This is a genomic window from Acidobacteriota bacterium (genome assembly GCA_026393675.1).
Lineage (GTDB): Bacteria > Acidobacteriota > Vicinamibacteria > Vicinamibacterales > JAKQTR01 > JBAXOX01.
In genome coordinates this window covers 43,661-62,327 of record JAPKZQ010000030.1, presented here as the reverse complement: position 1 = coordinate 62,327, position 18,667 = coordinate 43,661, and the positions used below count along the sequence as shown (strand labels likewise).

The following is an 18,667-nucleotide window of genomic DNA, read 5'->3' as shown; positions in this document are numbered from 1 at the left end:
ATCCTAACGTTTGCCGAGCAACCTGAGCACCCCTAGCGACATCGAGTCGGTGTACGTGATGAGCAGCACCCCGATGCCGGTGATGATGAGGAACGGCAACACATGCCGGTACAGGCTGGTCAGCGGTTTGTTGAACCGTGAGGACGACAGGAACAGGTTCAGGCCGACCGGCGGGAACAGGAATCCCAGTTCCAGGTTGGCCAGGAAGATGACGCCCATGTGCAGCGGGTCAACGCCGAAATGTTTGCCCATCGGTGCGATGATCGGCGCCAGGATGATGATCGCCGAGTAGATCTCGAGCACGCTGCCAAGCACGAGCAGCAGCACATTGAGCGCCAGCAGGAACACCACCTGCGTGTGAATGTTCTGTTTGACCCATCCGAGCAGCATGTCGGGGATCTGGGCATCCACCAGGTAGCCGGTGAGCCCCATCGCGATGCTGAGCAGGATCAGCACAGCCCCCATCAGTCCAGCCGCCTTGAGCAGTACCTCCGGAAGCGCCTTAAAGATGTGGATGTCGCGCGTCACGAAGCACTCGACCACAACCGCGTAAAAGAGTGCCGCCGCCGCCGTTTCGAGCATCGTCGCAACGCCGCTCACGAAGAGCGCGATGATCACGACCGGCAGCCCCAGTTCCCACTTCGCGTGCCAGCCGGACGCGGCCACCTCGCGCACAGAGAACCGCTGCCGCTCTTTGCTGACGCGGCGTCCAATCAGAATCCCGTACGCGGCGGTGATCACGACGAGCAGCAACCCCGGGAGCAAGCCCGCCAGATACAGATCTTGGGCGGGCACCTGCTGTTCGCTCGAACTCGCCACCACGCTGTAGAGGATGACGGGGAGGCTCGGCGGAAACAGCAGGCCAAGAGAGCCCGAGGCAGTGACCAGGCCGAGCGAGAACCCCTCGGAATAGCCGTCCTTTCGAAGGATGGGGTAGACCAGGCCGCCGAGCGCGATGATAGTGACGCCGGAGCCGCCGGTGAAGCTCGTGAAAAGCGCACAGACGACAGCCACCATCACGGCCACGCCGCCAGGCATCCATCCGAAGATGGCGCGGAAGAACCGGACAAGCCGTTCGGCGGCCGCGCTCTCAGCGAGAACGTATCCCGCGGCCGTCAGAAGAGGGATAGCCGGAAGTGTCGGCGACGAGATCAGCTGGTACACCCGGGAGGTCACCTGGTTCACCGGCACGCCGTCCCGGAAGAAGAAGACCAGCGCGATCCCGCCCATCGCCACGAACACGGGCGCTCCGAGAAGCGCCGCCAGCACGATCACGAGCGCCAGCGGCCACACATAGACGGCCGCCCCTGGCGGCAGCAGGCCGATCGAAAAGGCCGCTGGAATCGCGATGAACGCAATCGCCCGGCCCCACCATTGATCTGACGCCTTCCACGCGAACACCAGCGCGCCCAGCGCGAGCGCGATCGGCATCACCATCAGGCTCATCCACGCGGGCAGCCCGATGGGCAGCACACTGTCTACCGCCCCGCGGGTTGACTGGACCACCTGCCAACTGGAGAAAGCGAGGATGCCGACCACGGCGGCCGCCACCGAGAAAGCAAACAACCGCGACAGCTTGCGCGCCAGTCCCTCCTCGAAGAACTCCGAGGTGGAAAGCGTCAGGTGCTTGTTCTGGGTGGTGGCGGCCAGGCCGCCCACAAACGCCAGCCACAGCGTGAGGTGGGAGACGTACTCGTCCTTGCCGATGATGTGGAATCCTCCCAGTGGCCGGCCGATGATATCAATCAGCGGCAGGACGCAGGCCAGACCCAGGGCCGCCACCAGGACGCCCTGTTCGGTTCGCTTGAGGACGCCGGTCACCATACCTACTTCCCGGCCGGCTTGGGCGGGTGCGCCTTCCGGTACTCGGCAAGGAACCTGAGCGATTCGTCAAACATATCGGCTGGCACGTAGTCGCCGCGGAGCTTCGGGTAGATGCTCTCGACCATCTTCCGCCAGAGGTCCTTGGTCTTCGCGTCTACCGGCACGACCTTCAGCCCGGCAGACTGCATGGCCTTCACGTCCGACTCGCCGCTCCTGCGGATTTCGGCCTGGAGCTTGGCGCCGGCATCGCGCGCCGCATTCAGGAGCGCCGGCTTCATATCGGCCGGAATCTGGGCCCACGTGCCCTTGTCGATGACCGTGGCGCCCAGCATCAACGCCCAATTCATGTCGGTCATGTACTTGGCCTTCTCGTAGTAGCGGGCGATGGCGCATACCTGCGGCGGGGCGCCGAATGCCTCGAACAGGCCTGTCTGCAAACCTGTGATCAATTCGGTCAAGGGAGCCGGCCTCGGGTTGAACCCGAGCGACTTCCAGATCTCGATCGACTTCGGATCACCGGCCCAGCTGAAGAGCTTCAACTTCTTGAGGTCGTCCGGGGTCGCCACCGGGGACTTCGTGAAGTAGTGGACCCAGCCCCCGTCCGCCCAGTTGACCACCACGAAGCCCTTGGCTTCGAGCGACGCCTCGATGCGCGGGCGCATCTTCTCGAGCACGGCGTAGACTTCCTCGTACGTGTCGAACGCCATCGGGATGCTCAGCGCGTAGATGCTCCGATCGATCTCGGCCAGGCCTACCGACGTCAGGACCGCGCCCTGCAATCCTCCCAGCCGCATGTCGCGGACGTAGTCCGGGTCGTCGCCCCTGCGACCGCCCGGGTAGAGGATGATCTTGACCTTGCCGCCCGAGATCTTGCCCCACTTGTCGGCGACTTCCTTGAGCACCAGGAACCACGACGAGTTTTCCGGGACCAGCGTGGCCATCTTGATCGTGATGGTCTGGGCCGAGGCCGTCGCCGGAGCTAGCCCGAGCACGGCCACCATCAGCACGCCGGCGAGGGCGGCCGACACGAATCGATGAAGACGTCTGTCTGTGTATGCGGTCATGATCCAGTCTCTCTAGAAAAGCTCGTTGATCCTCGACAGCAGCCACTTCGCGCGCCGCTGGGCGATAACGTTGACCAGTTTCTGTTCCGGCGCCAGGCTGATGTCGATCGCCAGCGCCTCGTTCAGCAGTTGCTCGAATTCCTTCTTGTTCTGCTCGCTCACCGAGACCGATTCGGCCAGGCTCACAAACGGTGAGACGCGCTGGCCGTGGGCGAGCGTGTTAGCGCGCTCGAAATGCTCGCGGGCGCTCTTGATCGAGCCCCCGGCGGTGGCATGCCCGGCGTCCCACGAAACGAAGAAGTCGTGCAGCGACCCCAGGTCGTAGGTTTCGTCCAGCGCCAGGGCCCGCCGCATCATCTTTTCGAACAAGGTCTGTTCGACCGAGAGACGCGAGTCCGCAATATCAATGGCAAAGGCCGCCGCCCAGGCGGCCGCCGTGTAATAGAGCAGGGGCACGTGCTTCTTGCTCAGCTTGGCCAGCACGCCATCCGTATTCTTGCGGAGTTGATCGCCGAAGCCGGGGAACTCGACCTCGAATGCCCGGATGCCGTAGTCGCGACCGCGCAGGTACAACTTCTTGGCGCGCGCGCGCATCGCAGTGGCCCGTTCGAGGTCCTGCGCCTCGATGAAGTCGGCCTCCTGCTGGATAAACGCGTAGCTGTACTGCGTGAAGCCGCTGCACGCGGCTGTCAGCAGACCCTTGTGCTTCGGGGACTGATCGATCAGGCTTTCGATCGTCTTCAGGGCAAACGGCACGGCATCCCGAACCAGTTCGGGGTCATCGTCTTTGGCGAAGCCGGAACTGCCTTCAGCCAGGGCGTTTCCGAGCGTGTTGATCGCCATCATCTTGATCGAGCAGCCGGTATGCACCAGCGCCAGTGCACACAAACACAGCGGCAGCAGCGATCGCCTGACCAGGTTACTCATGAGCCCTCCAGACAGAGCCCCTATTCTATGCCAGCCGCCGGCGCCTCGCCCAATCCGAGCGTCGCCGTTGCCACTATCCTTAAGGACGGGATCGCGGGCGAAAACCGAACACCAACGGGGCCGCCGGGCGACGGGCCGTTCGGTTATTGCTTCGACTCGCCATGACAGTTTCGTGTTCTTGCGGGGCGATCCGGTGAATTATGCTCGCTCAGCACTAAGTCCTACGTGAATAGACTCGTTGCCGAATTCATGGATCGAAGGACTTAGCAATTGACAATTGGCGCCCGTCAGACTACATCTTCCATCGGCCAGGGAGTGCCACCAGAACATGATCCTCGAGTCTGTCCGCGTCGAAAACTTCAAGTGCATCGACGACTCCACCGAATTCACGATTCGGCCACTCACCGGAATTGTCGGCAAGAACGAATCGGGCAAGACGGCGCTGCTGAAGGCCTTGTACCGCGTGAACCCGATTCTGCCGATCGATGGGGATTTCTCAGACGTCGAGTACCCGCGAAGACGGTGGGCGTCCTACCGGCAAAAGCGCCAGAAGGCGCCAGACCGAGTCGTGACGACCACCTGGAAGCTCGTGGATCGCGATCTCGAGGCGCTCGGGGCCGCGCTTGGGCCCGACGCGCTCACCAGCGACAAGGTGGTCGTGTCGAAAGGCTACGACAACCGCTTGCGGTGGCAGATCGATGTCGACGAGCGTCGAGTCGTCTCGAACCTGATCCGGGCGGCCAAGCTCGACGCGGCGGAACTGCAGGGCCTGTGGTCGGTGACGACGGTCGCTGAGCTGACCAGACTCGTCAAGGACGTCGAGCACCCGACGGCGGCCCAGTCGGCGCTGGCGGCCGAGGCGCAGCAGCGCTTCCCGCACGGGACGGTCCACGATGAAGCCGTACTGGTGCTCGAAAAGCGGTTGCCGCAGTTCCTCTATTTTGCGGATTACCATCGCCTGCCTGCGGAAGTGTCCGTCGACGAACTGCTCCGCCACAAAGCCGCCAACCAGCTGACGGTGGTCGATTCGGTGTTCCTGGCGCTGCTCGAACTCGCGAATACATCGGCTGAGGATCTGCAGGAGATCGACCAGTTCGAGTACCTGGTCGCCGAACTCGAGTCGGTGTCGCAACGCATCACGCGCGACGTGCTCGACTACTGGACCCAGGATCGGTCGCTCGACGTCGAGTTCCGGTGTGATGCCGCCCGTCCAAACGATCCCCCGCCGTTCAACAGCGGCTACATCCTCCGGACCCGCATCCGGAACAAGCGGCACAACGTGACGCTCAGCTTTGACGAGCGAAGCAGCGGGTTCATCTGGTTTTTTTCCTTCCTCGTGTGGTTGTCGCACATCCGGCGCGAGCACGAATCCGACTACATCGTGCTGCTCGACGAGCCGGGCCTCAGCCTGCACGCCCGCGCGCAGATGGACATGATGCGGTTCATTCGCGAGCAGCTGCTGCCGCACTTTCAGGTGATCTACACGACGCACTCGCCGTTCATGATTGACCCCGAACACCTGGATGGCGTGCGAACCGCCGAAGACGCGGGCGCCAACGACAAGGTGCTGGGCACGAAGGTGGGCGACCGGTTCCTGAGCAACGACCAGGACACGTCGTTTCCGATCCGGGCGGCGCTGGCGTACGACGTGGCGCGGCGGGCGGTGTTGGGTCCCCAGACGTTGCTGCTCGACCGCGCCAGCGATGTGCTGTACCTGAAGTGGTTCTCGCGTGAGTTGCAGCAGCAGGGGCGCGATCATCTCGATCCAGCGTGGAGCCTGGTGCCGATCGGTGGACTCGACAGCATCGGGCCGTTCGCCGCGCTCTTCGCCAACGCGGCTCAGAAGATCGTGGTCCTGACTGATGGCCTGATGAGCCACCCGCGCCGGCTCGAGGGCCTGTGGGAGCGCGGCGTGCTCCAGTTCGGAAGGATCCTGAGGCCGGCGTTGTATGTGGATCAGGACGACGCGCAGATCGAAGACATGCTCGGCCGTCCCCTGTTCCGCGAACTGGTGACCGGGGCCTTCAACCTCGGCGAATCGGGCGTGCTCCCGGGGGACGCGCCGGCTGATGCGCCTCATCGGCTCGTGGCCGAAGTCGAGCGGTTCTTCGCCTCCATGCCGCCGTGGGCGCCGAAGTTCGACAGTTTCGCGCCGGCGTCTTATCTGTTCGAGAATACGGCCACGCTGCGCCTGGCGCTGCCCGATCTCGACGCGGCGCTCGATCGGTTCGAAAAGCTGTTTCGCGACCTGAACGGCATCGCCGCTGAGTGAGGAAGAAGCCAGAAGACGGGGTTCGGGATTCGGAACGAACCCAGGGGCCCGGAGAGAGCTGATGGCGATCGACTGGAACGATGTGCCGCAGTTCGCCGGTTATGAAACCGTCCCCAATGCAGATCGCTCGACCCAGATGTCGCAGAGATGGCCGAGCGTCTCCACCGACTTGGCCATCCATTCGAGCGGCACCCATTCCTTTTTGCCGTGGAAGTTCATCGAGCCGTTGAAGAGGTTCGGCGTCGGCAGTCCCATAAACGACAGGCGTGATCCGTCGGTGCCCCCGCGCACGGGGAGACGCTGCGGCACGAGACCGGCGCGCCGGACGGCCTGGTCGGCGCACTCGACGACATGCGGGACGGCGTCGAGTTTGTATTTCATGTTCCGGTAGGCGTCCTTGATCTCGACGGCTACTTTCGCGCCGGTGTACCGCTTCTCCATGAAGGCGGCGGTGTCGCGCAGGATGTCTTCGAGTTCGCGCAGACCTTCCTCGCTGAAGCTGCGGACGAGCAACTGCGCCTTCGATTCGGACGTATTGCCGGAGATCGAGATGGGATGCAGGAATCCTTCCCGGCCCTCGGTCGTCTCGGGCGTCTTGTGCTGCGGCAACGCCATCAGCAGTGCGCTCAGCACGCGCACGGCGTTCACCATCTTATTCTTGGCGTAACCCGGATGCACGTCCGCACCGGTCACCGTCACAAACGCCGTGTCCGCGCAGAACGTCTCGGCTTCGAGCGAACCCAGGCCGGACCCGTCAATCGTGTACGCGACGGCGGCGCCAAATTTTACGACATCGAAATGTTCTGTGCCGCGGCCCACCTCTTCGTCCGGCGTGAAGCCCACGCGGATGGGGCCGTGCAGTCGGGATGGGTGCTCCTTGAATTGCCACAGCGTCTCGACGATGACCGACACGCCAGCCTTGTCGTCGGCGCCGAGCAACGTCGTTCCGTCGGTGGTGATGACCGTCAGCCCCTTGCATGCCGCGAGTTCGGGTTCATCGGCCACACGGATGACCTGCGACGGATCACCGGGCAGGACGATGTCGCGGCCGTCGTAGTGGCGATGGATCTGCGGTTTGACGTTGGCGCCGCTGACTTCGTGATACGTGTCCACGTGGGCGATGAGGCCAACGGTCGGGACCTTGCCGCGGGCGGGATGCCCTGAGGGGATATTCGATGGAAGCGTGGCCATCACGTAGCCCCACTCGTCCATCGCGGCGTCGTCGAGCCCGGCCGCCTTCAGATCGTCTATCAGGACACGGAGCAATTCCTTCTGCTTCTCGGTGGACGGGTACGACGTCGAGGTCCCCGACGACTGGGTATCGATCTTCGCGTACCTGACAAACCTGTCGATCAGGGCTTCTCGTTCAGCCATCGTTTCCTCCCAACCCCATTTCGAGTGCTAGATCCCGCCGGTGATGTACCGTCCGTATGCGGTCGCGTCCACGCTGCCGCCGCTCAGCACGGCGACGGTCGGGCTTCCCGCCGGGACGGTCACTCTCGCCGCTCCATCCCGAGACCACGACGCGTCCTGGCGACCGAGCACGGCGGCGACCGTGGCCGCGCCGCTCGGTTCGACGACGAGTTTTGCGTGATCGAACAGCCACCGGATCGCACGCGCGATGGCCGCATCGTCCACGGTGATCATGTAGTCGACGTAGGCCTGCACGTGCCGGAACGTGATATCGCCTGGACGCACCGCGAGCAGGCCGTCGGCGATGCCGCTGACCGAATCCAGCGTGACCGGGCGACCGGCGTGTAGCGACTTCGTCATCCTGTTCGCGCCGGCCGGCTCGACGCCAATGATTCGCACGGCCCGGTTCAGGCTCTTGATCGCGGTGGCGACGCCCGCGATCATGCCTCCACCGCTGGCTGGAACATAGACAGCTGACACCTGCGGGCACTGTTCGAGAATCTCGAGTCCCATCGTGCCCTGGCCGGCGACAATCCACTCGTGGTCGAACGGCGGCACAATGGTGAGCCCACGTTCGGCCGCCAGCTTCTCAGTTCTGATCTTTCGCTCAATCGTCGTCGTGCCCTCGAACACGATTTCCGCACCCAGCCGGCGGGCCGCCTCTACTTTGACGGTTGGCGCCGTGGTCGGCATGACGACGACGGCGGACACGCCCAGTAGTTTCGCGGCCAGCGACATCGCGATGCCGTGGTTGCCGGATGAGAACGTGATGACACCTCGGGCCCGATCGGATTCGGGGAGCCTGAGCATCATGTTGACGGCGCCACGAATCTTGAAGGCCCCGCTGCGTTGGAGATTCTCACATTTCAGAAACAGCGGACCTGGAGGCTCGAGATCACCGCTGACGTCGGTCACCTCGAGAAGCGGCGTGACCCGGGCCAGCGGGCGAATGCGGGCGGACGCTTCGCGAATGGCGTCGATGCTGACGAGTCCGTCAATCATGGCAGCCAGATTCTGTCATGACGACCCGGTTGGGGCCAAGTGGGTGGGCAACGCTAACCCGAATCCCCAATCCCGTCTGAAGTTCAGGCCAGACCGTGCCGCAGCAGCAGGTCGTGATCACCGAGGATCGCCGCGACGGATCCGTCCGCCACGATGCCTCCGTGGTCGAGAACGACAGCACGCGAGCAGAGTTCGGTGACGAATCCCAGGTCGTGGCTCGCCACGACGATGGTCGCGGTCAGGCCGCGCAGCAATTCCGCCAGCCCGCGCCGGCCGCGGGGATCAAGACCAGACGAGGGCTCATCGAGCAGGAGCAGGCCGGGACGACACGCCAGCACGCCGGCAAGACACACGCGGCGCTTTTCGCCGGCCGAGAGATGGTGCGGCGAGCGGTGCTCGAATCCGGACAGGCCGACGGCGGCCAGGCTTTCTTCGACCGCGTGGGCAGTCGTCGTCGCCGTCCAGCGGCGGGCCCGTGGGCCGTAGGCGACATCCTCACCAACCGTCAGGCCAAACAACTGGTCATCGGGATCCTGAAACACGATGCCCACCAGATCGCGGATCCGTTTGATGCTGCCGGGCGCCAGTTCCGTACCGTCAACCACGACCCGTCCCACCAGGCCATGGCGATGTGCGGTTCCCCCTGGTTCGTGAACATGCAGGTATCGACGCCGTTCGGGCAGGAGGCCCGCCACGTGCAGGAGCAGCGTGGACTTACCGGCGCCATTGGGGCCGAGCAGCGCGACGCGTTCTCCGGCGTCGACACGCAGACTGATGCCGTCGAGCGCAGCCGATCCGTCCGGGTAGTGGTACGTGAGGCCGGAGACCTCGAAGCCGACAGCCCGCGGACGCTCGCTGCTCATGGCTCAAGCCCTCTTGCGCGGCGGGCGCGCTCGAGGGCCTCGGCCCGCTCGAGTGAGCGGAGGAGCAACGCGGCCACCAATCTGCCGAACCCGCGGACGGTGTCTGCCGGTTCCGTCAACATGTCACTCCACGCGCCGAAACGTGTGCGTCGAGCTTCGCGTGCCTGGAGCATGGCTCTGACCTGCCGCAGCACAGTCGCAAGGCTGGCGAGTGTCGCCTCGAGCACATCGACCAATCGTTGCGGCGCACCCAGGTGGCGGGTGCCGTTGACGATGCCGCTTGGCCCGAGCCAGGTGGCGATACCGGCGCCTGCGGCGGCCGCCGCCAACGCGCGCACCGAAAGGGTCAGCGCCACCAGACCTCGGGAACGAGTCGGTGCGAGTAGCGCCGCGGGCAGCGCGAACACCGCGACGACCGGCGTCAGCCAGGTGATCCGTCGCAGAGCTTCGGCGACGAGAAGGCCCGCTTTGTGAAATGCCCACAGTGCGGTAGCGAAGGCAAGCGTCCACAGACCCCACGCCCACACAGGTGGGCGATCCCCCTGCAAGCCTGCCGGCGCAAGGGCCGCGGCAGACGCGACGACCAACCCGCATGCGAAGACGAAGCCGTGGCGCCTACCGGTGTATGGCATCGGTCGGTGCCCGGAGACCGCGGCTGATGAGCCAGGCCAGCATGGCCACCGCGATCGTTCCGAGCGTTCCGGCGATCGCTGTGGCCACACGGCCCGAGGCTGCGAATGGAAGCGAGTACTCGGCAAAGGGCGCCGACCACGCGGCGTGGGCACGACCGGCAAAGCCGAGGCGCTCGGCCGCATACTCGAGACCGTCTGGCAGCGCTGACGCGAAGGGCGAGATGAAGGCCGCGATCACGACAGCCACGCCAAGGATGCCGACAAATGCAACGGCCGGATGGCTCACCGTATGACTGGTGTTGAGACCCCGCACCAAGTCCGGTCTCCACCGCAGCACGGTCACGAGGATGGCCCCGGTCAGTGCCGCTTCGAGCACGCCGATCGCCACATGCGTCACCAGCATGACCTGCACGATGGCCCCGAGCGGATAGAGGCCCGATAGGCCGAGCCAGACGCCGGTCAGGACGGATGCCGCAACGGTCGCCGCGAACGCGCCGACCACGACCCCGATGGCAAATCCGCGTGGGCTTCTCAACCAGCGGGTGGTGAGCGCCGCCACGGCGTACCCGACCGCGACACCCGCCACACCCATATCAACGATGTTGGCGCCGAGCGCGCTGATGCCCCCGTCCTGGAAGAGCACGGCCTGGATGGTCAGCACGACAGCCATGGCGACGAGCGCGCGCCAAGGCCCAAGCAGCGCCGCAGCCAGCGCGCTTCCAACCAGGTGGCCGCTGACGCCGGGCGCGATCGGCACGTTGATCATCTGGGCGGCGAACAGGAAGGCCGCCGTGGCGCCGAGAATGCCGGCTGGCATTGGATGGCTGTCGGCCTTCTCCGCCCGAAGCGCGGAGGCCACGCCGACGGTGGCCGCGGCCCAGGTGGCCGTGGTGACGCCGACGCTCAGAAAGCCGTCAGGGATGTGCACGCGCAAGAGCATACCATCGGGGATGGGCCATCGCCGGAGCGAGAGGAGAACCGGTTTCACAACCCGTTCTGACGGCCTGGTGACGGGCCGCATACGCAGGTTTTGAAACCGTCCCCAGTTAATCGAGACGTCGCACGTTGCGCGACACGGCGCGTCCAAGCATCCGGAGGCGGTCGCCCCACGGCAATCGCCAAAACGTGGTTGCCACGACGCCCTTGGTGAAGAACGTCTTTCGCGAATAGTCGATCGCGACGTCGACGACGACCGGCCTGCCGCCGCGCGCCACTTCGAATGCTCGATTGAGCGCGCCAGCGACGTGAGCGTCCTGTCGGCATGCCACGTACTCGGCGCCAACGGCGGCGGCCAGCGCGTCCACCTTGAACGGCGGCAGCACGCTGTTTTCCTCTTCGCCAAGCGCCGTTCTCTGAAACTGGGCAATCTGCGCGAGTTCGCCGTCGCGCAGCACGCAGACCACGACGCCGAGGCCGTACGACGCGGCCGTCGCCAGTTCCAGCCCGGTCATCAACAGTGCGCCATCCCCTGGCAGTGCGACAACGTCGCGAGCCGGGTTGGCCAGTTTGGCGCCGATGGCCGCTGGCACCGCATACCCCATACAGGAAAAATCCACCGGGGCGAGAAACTGTCCGGGCAGGTCCAGCCTGAGATGTTCCATGCCGAGAAACGTCCCGTTCCCGCTGTCGGTGGCATAGATCGCGTCGGGCGACAGGCTCTGGAGCGCGTCGAAGAGGACGGCCGGTGTCACACTCGTTTCGCTCCGGTCGCGCAGCCACGTCTCACGAAGGTCGCGATGGCCGACCGCCATGTGTTCTGTGGTGTCGCCCCATTCCTCACGGGCCGTGATGAGCGGCAGGAGTGCCGACGCGAATGCGGAGGCGTCGGCTTCGATGGCCAGTGTCGCCGGGAAGTTGCGATGAAAGACGTCGCGGTTGATATCGACGTGGATGAGCGTCGCCGGGGGCGTGAATCCGTAGCTTCCCGTGCCGACCTCTCCAAACCGGCATCCGATTGCCAGCATGACGTCACATCGGCCCGCGACCGTCCGGACAAACGGAGGCGCGGAACGACCGAGGCCGTTCCACAACCACAAGGGATGATGTTCGGGGAACACGCCCTTGCCCTGGATGGTCGTCGCGGCCGGTGAGCCGAGCTTCTCGGCGATGGCGACCAGCGCGGGCCCCGCGTCACGAGCGCCGTATCCGAGATAGAGCAGCACGCGTGTCGCGCCATTCAGGAGGCGGGCCGCTTCGGCGAGGGCATCGGGGGCGACCGTCATCGACGCGTCCACGGCGCTGTAGGGCGGCGTGGCCGCCACCTCGTGCGTCAGCAGATAGAAGTTCGCGGGGATCTCGACGGCGACCGGACCCGGTGTTCCAGCCTGGGCGAGATCAAACGCCTGTCGAACGACCTGGTAGATGTCATCCGGCGTCGCCGGTGTGAGACATGCCTTTGTGACAGGCCGGAGCAGGGCAAGCTGATCGATGTCGTGCAGTTGATACGCGCGGCCCGTGTCGTTGCGGATACCACAGGCCAGGACAATCAGCGGAATGCCATCCAGGTAGGCCTCTGCTATGCCGGAGAGGCAATGCGTGATGCCGGCGCCCGGCACGACGTTGACGACGCCCACGCTCGACGAGGTGCGCGAGACGCCGTCGGCCATGAAGCCGGCGCTCTGCTCGTCGGTGACCAGCACCGCGAGCACCTGTTGTGACCGATGCAGCGCGTCGTACAGCTCGATGTTGTGGGTGCCGGGGATCCCGAAGGCGAACCGTGCCCCCGCATCCTCCAATGCCCGTACGACCAGATCGGATCCCCGCATCCTCATGACGACAGCGCTCGCAGTTCCGGCAGTTGCCGGCGGACGCCTTCGGCGACGCGGTCGGCCAGTGCCATGATGGTTATGTACGGGTTGATCTCGGCGCAGCGGGGAAACAGGCTGCCGTCCGCCACAAACAGCCACGGCACGCCGTGGACCTGGCCCCAATGGTCGGTGACCGATTCGGTAGGGCTCGAGCCCATGCGGCATCCCCCCATCGGATGCGCGCTCGCGATGGCGACCTTGCCCAGCACGAGACCATCAAGTGGGATCAGTTCGTCGACTCGATGTACGTCGCTGGCCTCGATGAAGAACTGCGGCGACGCCGGCGCGTGGATCCGGGCCGCGCCTGCTGCAAAGAAAATGCGCGCCGACGCTCTCATCGCGAGCACCAGCGACCGTTTGACCCGGTCCGTGAAGCAGTAGCGCACCACCGTCCGGCCCTCGCGATCGACGAGCACACGGTTATCGGGCTCTGGCGGATCGATTGCCAGCACGAGAATCATCTGCAGCCGGTCCATGGCGCGCATCAAGCGACTGTGTTCGGCGCCGAACCCGGTCAGGCTCTTGGCCGTCGTAAACGGGAAGTACATGCACGTTTCCAGCAGGAACCCCTCCGAATCGGCAAAGTGATCGCAGTAGAAGCTCTTCGGGTGTCCAGCGTAGTTGGTGATAGGGCGGTCGTGCTGAGCGACAAGGATCAGCGCGGGATGGCACGTGAAGTACCGGCCGAGAGCCGGGAGCGGCGCGGGCAGTTGTGACCGCAACATCAGCGCCGGTGATCCGATGGCTCCTGCTGAGACGACCACGGCTCTGGCACGGACCCGGTACTCACCCGGAGCCCAGGCGGACGGCTCGCCGTACGACCGCTCGCTGACGGTGGCGACGACCGCGCGATCTTCGATGCGGTCGACCGTACAGTTGGTCACGACGCTGACGCCCTGCCGTTCGGCCTCCGGCAGTTGCACGCGATGGGTGCCCATCTTCGCGCCGCTGGGGCATCCGAGATTACACAGGCTCGATCCTGTGCAGCCTTTCAGATTCAGCGGGAACTGCTCGACGCGATACCCGAGCGTGCGGCAGCCTTCGGCGAACAGGCGGTTGTTGTCATTGAGGTCCTCTTCGTCGAGAAGATGGACGTTGTTGTCCGCCAGGTACTTCTGCGACCGCCGAAGCACATCGCCATGCGTCAGCCCGGGCACGCCCCACCGTTCCAGCGTCGGCTCGGCGATCGTCAACGATGTGCCCGTGTAGACGACCGTCGATCCTCCGTAGGCTCGTCCGAACGCAAGCGTCATGGCGCGGTCTTCGGTCAGGAACCCGCCGTCATCCACATACAGCCGCCGAGCCATTTCGACCTCGCGGCCCGTGAACTCCGATTCACGCAGTTTGGGACCCGCCTCGAGGACCACGACGCGCGCGCCATCCCGGCAGAGAGGAGCAAGTTCCCTGGCGACCGTGCCACCACCCGCGCCGGAGCCGATGATGACGATGTCAGCGTCGCGATCGAGCATGGAGCACCGCGTTGCCGTCGGCCGAAGGTTGGTAGCCGATCGATGCGCCCACTTCGGGGCGGGCGTAATAGCTCATCATCACCAGTGTGCGGACACCCCAGAATCCGCTTCGAATCACTTGAACGGGGAAGTCCTGGAACCAGCGCAACACGGAATCCTGCTGCTGTGGCGCGAGGCGGTCGAGCGGGCGTCCATAGCGCGCCACCGGTGCCCAACGCAACACGTGAAGGAATAGAGAGAACTGGCGCTGGATGGCGGCCGGCCGGTCAGCGAGAGCCTGGTCGATAAGCGCGAGCATCTCATCGTGCTCGGTGCGGGAGCGTTGCGCCGACTCTGGCACAAGACGTCCGGCAAGCAGGCGCAGCAGATTGCGTTGACTGTCGGGGATGACGCTCACGCGCGTATTGGACCAGAGAGAGGGCCGTTGGCGCAACCGATCTTCGACGCGAGCCTACCGTTTAGGTCGGGGCAGCGAGCGAGGCTCCGACGTCGCCGGCTTTGGGCACGCCAATGGTGGGTCCCGGCACAGGGAGACTCCTCCGCTTCTATGGCATGATACGAGCACTGATGAGCTCTGCTTCGTGCCGATTACGCGGGTCCGACATGCGGACGATGATTGGCGTTCTGTTGTTGACCGCTCTGCTGGCATCGTCTGCCGCCGCGCAGACCGCCGCGCCCGGTGACCTCTGGCGTTGGTCCCGATTCACCACACGCGACGGCCTGCCCTCCGACATGGTGCTCGACGTCGTCGACGCCCGCGATGGCACGTTGTGGGTGCTCACACGGGGAGACATCTCGTACTTCGATGGATTCCGATGGCGCCCCGTCGCGCTTCCTGCCGGATACGAGAACCGGGCAACCAACGTGGCGGCCATCTCCGGCAGCGGCGTGGCGGTGCTCGCCCGGGGCCAACTCCTGCTCGCCGACCGACACGGTGTCCGGGTAGCAGGGGCCGTCACCCGCGGGGCCGCTCGTGAGTGGGTGGCCATGGCCGGCGTGCGCAAGGGCCCGCTGCTATTGCTTGGGGATACTGGCGCGCTGTACGAATGGGACGGCAAGACGTTCCGGTCGCACCAGGCCGCTGCACCCTTTGGCCGCGTGCTCAGCTTGTACCAGGCGGGCCAGGCGGGAGTGTGGATCAGCACCGATCGCGGGCTGTACCGCTGGGATGGCACGACGTGGCACTCGCGGATGCCGCGCGTCACCGATCCCTACGTCCTCTCCAGCGTCGTTGAACTGGCAGACGGGCGGGCCTGGGCCTACATTCCGAGTCCCCAGTCGGTCCGGGGATTGTGGCGGTGGGACGCATCAGACGTTCTGCGGGGAACTCGCCAGCCGATCCTCAGTCAGGCGGTCTCGCTGGCCGTCGATAGCGACGGCGATGTGCTGGCTGCCCACCAGACCGGCGAACTGACGGTCCTCCGTAATCAGGAGTGGGGCCCGCTCACCACACGCTTTGCCGAGATCACTGACGCGCACGGGATCGGGGTTCGAGCAAATGGCGATGTCTGGGTGGCCTCGGACCACGGCCTGTTCCTCTACATCCATTCGGCCGTCCGATGGTCCTTCCTGTCGTTCCCATCGGCCGACGGCCGCAACGGCGTCAACGAGATCTATCGCGGCCACGACGGCCTGTGGCTGGCGACCGCCAACGGGCTCGTTCGCGTGCAGCGGGGCACCAACGCCACCGAACATATCGATCGGGTTGGTGGGGAGTTCCTCGGCGCGGTGACTGGCGTTGTACGGGACACACGCGATCGCCTCTGGATCTCGAGCGGGGCCAGTTTTACTGGCGTGCGGTGGCTGGATCGGACGGGTTGGCATCGGTTGACCGACGACCCCCTGCTGGACCGCAGCTACGTCCATCGGGTGGCCACTGATTCGAGCGGCGGCGTGTGGTTCCTGGGCATCGCGGCGACGGCTGGCCCCGGCGGGCCGCCGCCTGCCGAAGGCCCCGGTGCCTTTCGGCTCGGGCCCGACGGCCGCATCGCGCGCTGGGGCGTTGCCGAAGGCCTGAAGAACGGCAGGGTCTATGCCTTCGCGGAAGGGCCGGATGGCGCGTTCTGGTTTGGTACGGGCGGGGGACTGAGCCGCTTCTACCGCGGCCAGTGGCGTCACTGGGCCAGCGCCGAGGGACTTCTGGTCGACAGGGTATTCAGCCTGGCGATTGAATCGTCGGGGACGGTGTGGTTCGGCCATCAGATCAAGGGGGGCCTTGGCCGGTTACAGGGTGACACGCTCCGCTACTTCTCGAGCGTCGATGGGTTGGCGAGCGATGACGTCTGGGCGGTGCGCTCCGATGTGAAGGGTCGGTTGTGGGTCTCCTGCCTCGGGGGCCTGTCGCTTTTCGAGAACGGCAACTGGACCACATTCGACGCGGGCGCTGGATTGCGCAGCACGAGGGTGTGGCCTGTGCTGCCAGAGACGGACCACGCCTACGTCGGGACCAGCGGCGGTGGTCTGGCCGTTCTCAGTCTCCTGAAGCCGTCGCCGCCCCCGATCGTGATCAACGAGGCGCCGGTGACCGAAGCGAACGCGGTCCAGGTGAGCTGGCGTGCGTTTGCGTGGTGGGGCGAGCTTGCGTCATCCGACGTGCCGACTCGCGTACAGATTGATGACGGCCCCTGGACCCTGTGGTCGACCGAACGGACACGAAGGTTCGGCTCGCTCGCCTCGGGAGACCATGCTGTTCGGATCCAGGCGAAAGGCCTGCTTGGGCACCCCGGGCCAGTGACGACGATTTCCGTGCCCATTGCTCAGCCGTTCTATCTTCGCCCGACGTTCTACCTGCCGATGGCGACGCTGGGTGCCATCAGCCTCGGTCTTGCCGTCAGCATCGGTATTCGCCGTCGGCGTCATCGCCGCGAGCTCCAGGAACGAGAGCAGAGGTTCAGCCAGATCTTCCATTCCAGTCCGCTGGCCTCCGCGATCTCGTCGGTCGACGAGGGACGCTTCGTCGACATCAACGAGGCGTTTGTCCGGAACTTTGGGTTCGCGCGCGACGGGGTGATCGGCCGGACAGCAACCGACATTGGCCTGTGGCTTCGGCCGGAGGATCGATCTGCGGTCGTGTCGGCTCTCAGCGGCCCTGATGCCCAGCACTGGGTCGAGACATCGCTGCGCCGCAAGTCGGGCGAGGTCGCCGACGTCGTTACGTACGCCGCGCGGATCGAGATTGGCGGAAAGCCTGCGCTGGTCTGGCAGATCCTCGATGTCACCGCGCAACGCCGCCTCGAAGCGCAGCTTCGCCAGGCTCACAAGATGGAGAGCGTCGGGCGTCTGGCGGGAGGCGTTGCGCACGACTTCAACAATCTTTTGACCGTCATCATGGGCAATGCTTCGCTACTCGACGATGCCCTGGAGCACGGGGACGAGCGCCACGGCGAGGTCGAGCAGATTCGGATTGCGGCCGAGCGCGCGGAAAAGCTCACCCGTCAGTTGCTGGCGTTCGCCCGCAAGCAGATTGTCGAGCCGCGGACGACGAATCTCAACGACCTGGTGCTCAAGACCGATCGCATGCTGCGGCGTCTGATCGGCGAGCACGTCGAGCTGGTGACGATCATGACGCCTGATGCCGCGGCCGTGTTTGTCGATCCTGCGCAAATCGAACAAGTGCTGGTTAATATGGCGGTCAATGCGCGAGACGCGATGCCGAACGGTGGCACGCTGACGCTTCGCACCGCGAACGTCGGGATTGCGGAGAGCGACCCGACGCGTGAGCCGGACACGCCTCCGGGCGCGTACGTCAGGCTGTCGGTGGTTGATACGGGCACCGGCATGGATGCCCACACGGCCGCTCACGTGTTCGACCCGTTTTTCACGACGAAGGAAGCCGGCAAGGGAACCGGGCTCGGTCTGGCGACCTGCTATGGCATCGTCAAGCAGGCGCGGGGGCAGATCACTATCGACACCGCGTCAGGTCGCGGCACGGCGTTTCACATCGACCTGCCCGTGGCCCGGGTCCAGGACCAGCCCGCGGAGATGCCCGAGACGCAGGCCGAGTTGCCCAGGGGGCGCGAGGTGGTGCTGCTGGTGGAAGACGAGGTGCAGGTGCGCAGGCTTGCGGCCACGATCCTGCGCCAGCGCGGTTATGAGGTGTTCGAAGCGGCAAGCGGTTCGGACGCCCTGCAGTTCGAAGCGGCGCATCAGGGACCAATCGACATGCTCGTGACCGACATCGTGATGCCGCAGATGCGGGGGACCGAACTGGCCAGCCATCTGCGGTCCCGCCGGCCCGATCTGAAGGTGCTGTTCGTCTCGGGCTACACCGACGACCAGGTGTTCCGCCAGGAAGTCGGAGCCGGGCCGTTCGCGTTTCTCGCCAAACCGTTTACGCCGGCAGCCCTGGCCAACAAAGTCCGGGAGCAACTCGACAACCCCGTTCCGTAGTTCCG

Annotated in this window: 13 protein-coding genes; 2 read left to right on the top strand and 11 right to left on the bottom strand. The window is 65.3% G+C overall.

The window, feature by feature from the left end; all coding sequences use genetic code 11:
- Nucleotides 1-3 precede the first annotated feature (3 nt).
- From NT151_08260 to NT151_08250, 3 genes are read right to left on the bottom strand one after another with little or no spacing between them, the layout of a single operon-like run.
- Nucleotides 4-1,824 carry a TRAP transporter large permease subunit gene (locus NT151_08260; protein ID MCX6538911.1) on the bottom strand — a complete coding sequence of 607 codons (1,821 nt, stop codon included), beginning with the start codon at nucleotides 1,822-1,824 and terminating at the stop codon, nucleotides 4-6.
- 2 nt (nucleotides 1,825-1,826) lie between these two features.
- Nucleotides 1,827-2,888 (bottom strand): TRAP transporter substrate-binding protein DctP, encoded by a 1,062-nt coding sequence (gene dctP / locus NT151_08255; protein MCX6538910.1) that lies wholly within the window; start codon nucleotides 2,886-2,888, stop codon nucleotides 1,827-1,829.
- Between the two features lie 12 nt (nucleotides 2,889-2,900).
- Nucleotides 2,901-3,815, bottom strand: coding sequence for a TRAP transporter TatT component family protein (locus NT151_08250; protein MCX6538909.1), 915 nt, complete (start codon nucleotides 3,813-3,815; stop codon nucleotides 2,901-2,903).
- A gap of 328 nt (nucleotides 3,816-4,143) precedes the next feature.
- On the opposite strand from NT151_08250, the gene NT151_08245 reads away from it, so the two are divergent.
- Complete coding sequence (locus NT151_08245; protein MCX6538908.1) at nucleotides 4,144-6,087, top strand: AAA family ATPase; 1,944 nt, start codon at nucleotides 4,144-4,146, stop codon at nucleotides 6,085-6,087.
- A 99-nt stretch (nucleotides 6,088-6,186) separates the two neighbouring features.
- On the opposite strand, the gene pepT is transcribed toward NT151_08245, so the two are convergent.
- The 8 genes from pepT to NT151_08205 all read right to left on the bottom strand — a co-directional run bounded on the left by pepT (nucleotide 6,187) and on the right by NT151_08205 (nucleotide 14,670).
- Nucleotides 6,187-7,461, bottom strand: coding sequence for a peptidase T (gene pepT, locus NT151_08240; protein ID MCX6538907.1), 1,275 nt, complete (start codon nucleotides 7,459-7,461; stop codon nucleotides 6,187-6,189).
- A gap of 27 nt (nucleotides 7,462-7,488) precedes the next feature.
- The gene (locus tag NT151_08235; GenBank protein MCX6538906.1) at nucleotides 7,489-8,502 is read right to left on the bottom strand and encodes a threonine/serine dehydratase; all 1,014 of its coding nucleotides are present in this window, start codon (nucleotides 8,500-8,502) and stop codon (nucleotides 7,489-7,491) included.
- A gap of 83 nt (nucleotides 8,503-8,585) precedes the next feature.
- Nucleotides 8,586-9,365 carry an ABC transporter ATP-binding protein gene (locus NT151_08230; protein ID MCX6538905.1) on the bottom strand — a complete coding sequence of 260 codons (780 nt, stop codon included), beginning with the start codon at nucleotides 9,363-9,365 and terminating at the stop codon, nucleotides 8,586-8,588.
- Nucleotides 9,362-9,892, bottom strand: a complete 531-nt coding sequence (locus tag NT151_08225; protein MCX6538904.1) for a hypothetical protein — start codon at nucleotides 9,890-9,892, stop codon at nucleotides 9,362-9,364. Before NT151_08225 ends, NT151_08230 begins: the two co-directional genes overlap by 4 nt.
- A gap of 88 nt (nucleotides 9,893-9,980) precedes the next feature.
- Nucleotides 9,981-10,985: an energy-coupling factor ABC transporter permease gene (locus NT151_08220; GenBank protein MCX6538903.1), complete on the bottom strand. Its 1,005-nt coding sequence runs from the start codon at nucleotides 10,983-10,985 to the stop codon at nucleotides 9,981-9,983.
- A 58-nt stretch (nucleotides 10,986-11,043) separates the two neighbouring features.
- Complete coding sequence (locus NT151_08215; protein ID MCX6538902.1) at nucleotides 11,044-12,768, bottom strand: thiamine pyrophosphate-binding protein; 1,725 nt, start codon at nucleotides 12,766-12,768, stop codon at nucleotides 11,044-11,046.
- A complete protein-coding gene (locus NT151_08210; GenBank protein MCX6538901.1) occupies nucleotides 12,765-14,273 on the bottom strand; it encodes a GMC family oxidoreductase in 1,509 nt (502 codons plus the stop codon). The genes NT151_08215 and NT151_08210 overlap by 4 nt, the downstream gene beginning before the upstream one ends.
- On the bottom strand, nucleotides 14,254-14,670 hold the full coding sequence (locus NT151_08205; protein ID MCX6538900.1) for a gluconate 2-dehydrogenase subunit 3 family protein: 417 nt from the start codon (nucleotides 14,668-14,670) through the stop codon (nucleotides 14,254-14,256). The genes NT151_08210 and NT151_08205 overlap by 20 nt, the downstream gene beginning before the upstream one ends.
- A 206-nt stretch (nucleotides 14,671-14,876) precedes the next feature.
- On the opposite strand from NT151_08205, the gene NT151_08200 reads away from it, so the two are divergent.
- Complete coding sequence (locus NT151_08200) at nucleotides 14,877-18,662, top strand: response regulator (GenBank protein ID MCX6538899.1); 3,786 nt, start codon at nucleotides 14,877-14,879, stop codon at nucleotides 18,660-18,662.
- Nucleotides 18,663-18,667 lie beyond the last annotated feature (5 nt).

What these genes read in the sequence shown, in the direction of transcription:
- NT151_08215 (MCX6538902.1), bottom strand. Translation starts at nt 12,768, where the DNA reads ATGAGGATGCGGGGATCCGATCTGGTCGTACGGGCATTGGAGGATGCG.
- NT151_08230 (MCX6538905.1), bottom strand. Translation starts at nt 9,365, where the DNA reads ATGAGCAGCGAGCGTCCGCGGGCTGTCGGCTTCGAGGTCTCCGGCCTC.
- NT151_08260 (MCX6538911.1), bottom strand. Translation starts at nt 1,824, where the DNA reads ATGGTGACCGGCGTCCTCAAGCGAACCGAACAGGGCGTCCTGGTGGCG.
- NT151_08245 (MCX6538908.1), top strand. Translation starts at nt 4,144, where the DNA reads ATGATCCTCGAGTCTGTCCGCGTCGAAAACTTCAAGTGCATCGACGAC.
- NT151_08200 (MCX6538899.1), top strand. Translation starts at nt 14,877, where the DNA reads ATGCGGACGATGATTGGCGTTCTGTTGTTGACCGCTCTGCTGGCATCG.
- NT151_08235 (MCX6538906.1), bottom strand. Translation starts at nt 8,502, where the DNA reads ATGATTGACGGACTCGTCAGCATCGACGCCATTCGCGAAGCGTCCGCC.
- pepT (MCX6538907.1), bottom strand. Translation starts at nt 7,461, where the DNA reads ATGGCTGAACGAGAAGCCCTGATCGACAGGTTTGTCAGGTACGCGAAG.
- dctP (MCX6538910.1), bottom strand. Translation starts at nt 2,888, where the DNA reads ATGACCGCATACACAGACAGACGTCTTCATCGATTCGTGTCGGCCGCC.
- NT151_08210 (MCX6538901.1), bottom strand. Translation starts at nt 14,273, where the DNA reads ATGCTCGATCGCGACGCTGACATCGTCATCATCGGCTCCGGCGCGGGT.
- NT151_08250 (MCX6538909.1), bottom strand. Translation starts at nt 3,815, where the DNA reads ATGAGTAACCTGGTCAGGCGATCGCTGCTGCCGCTGTGTTTGTGTGCA.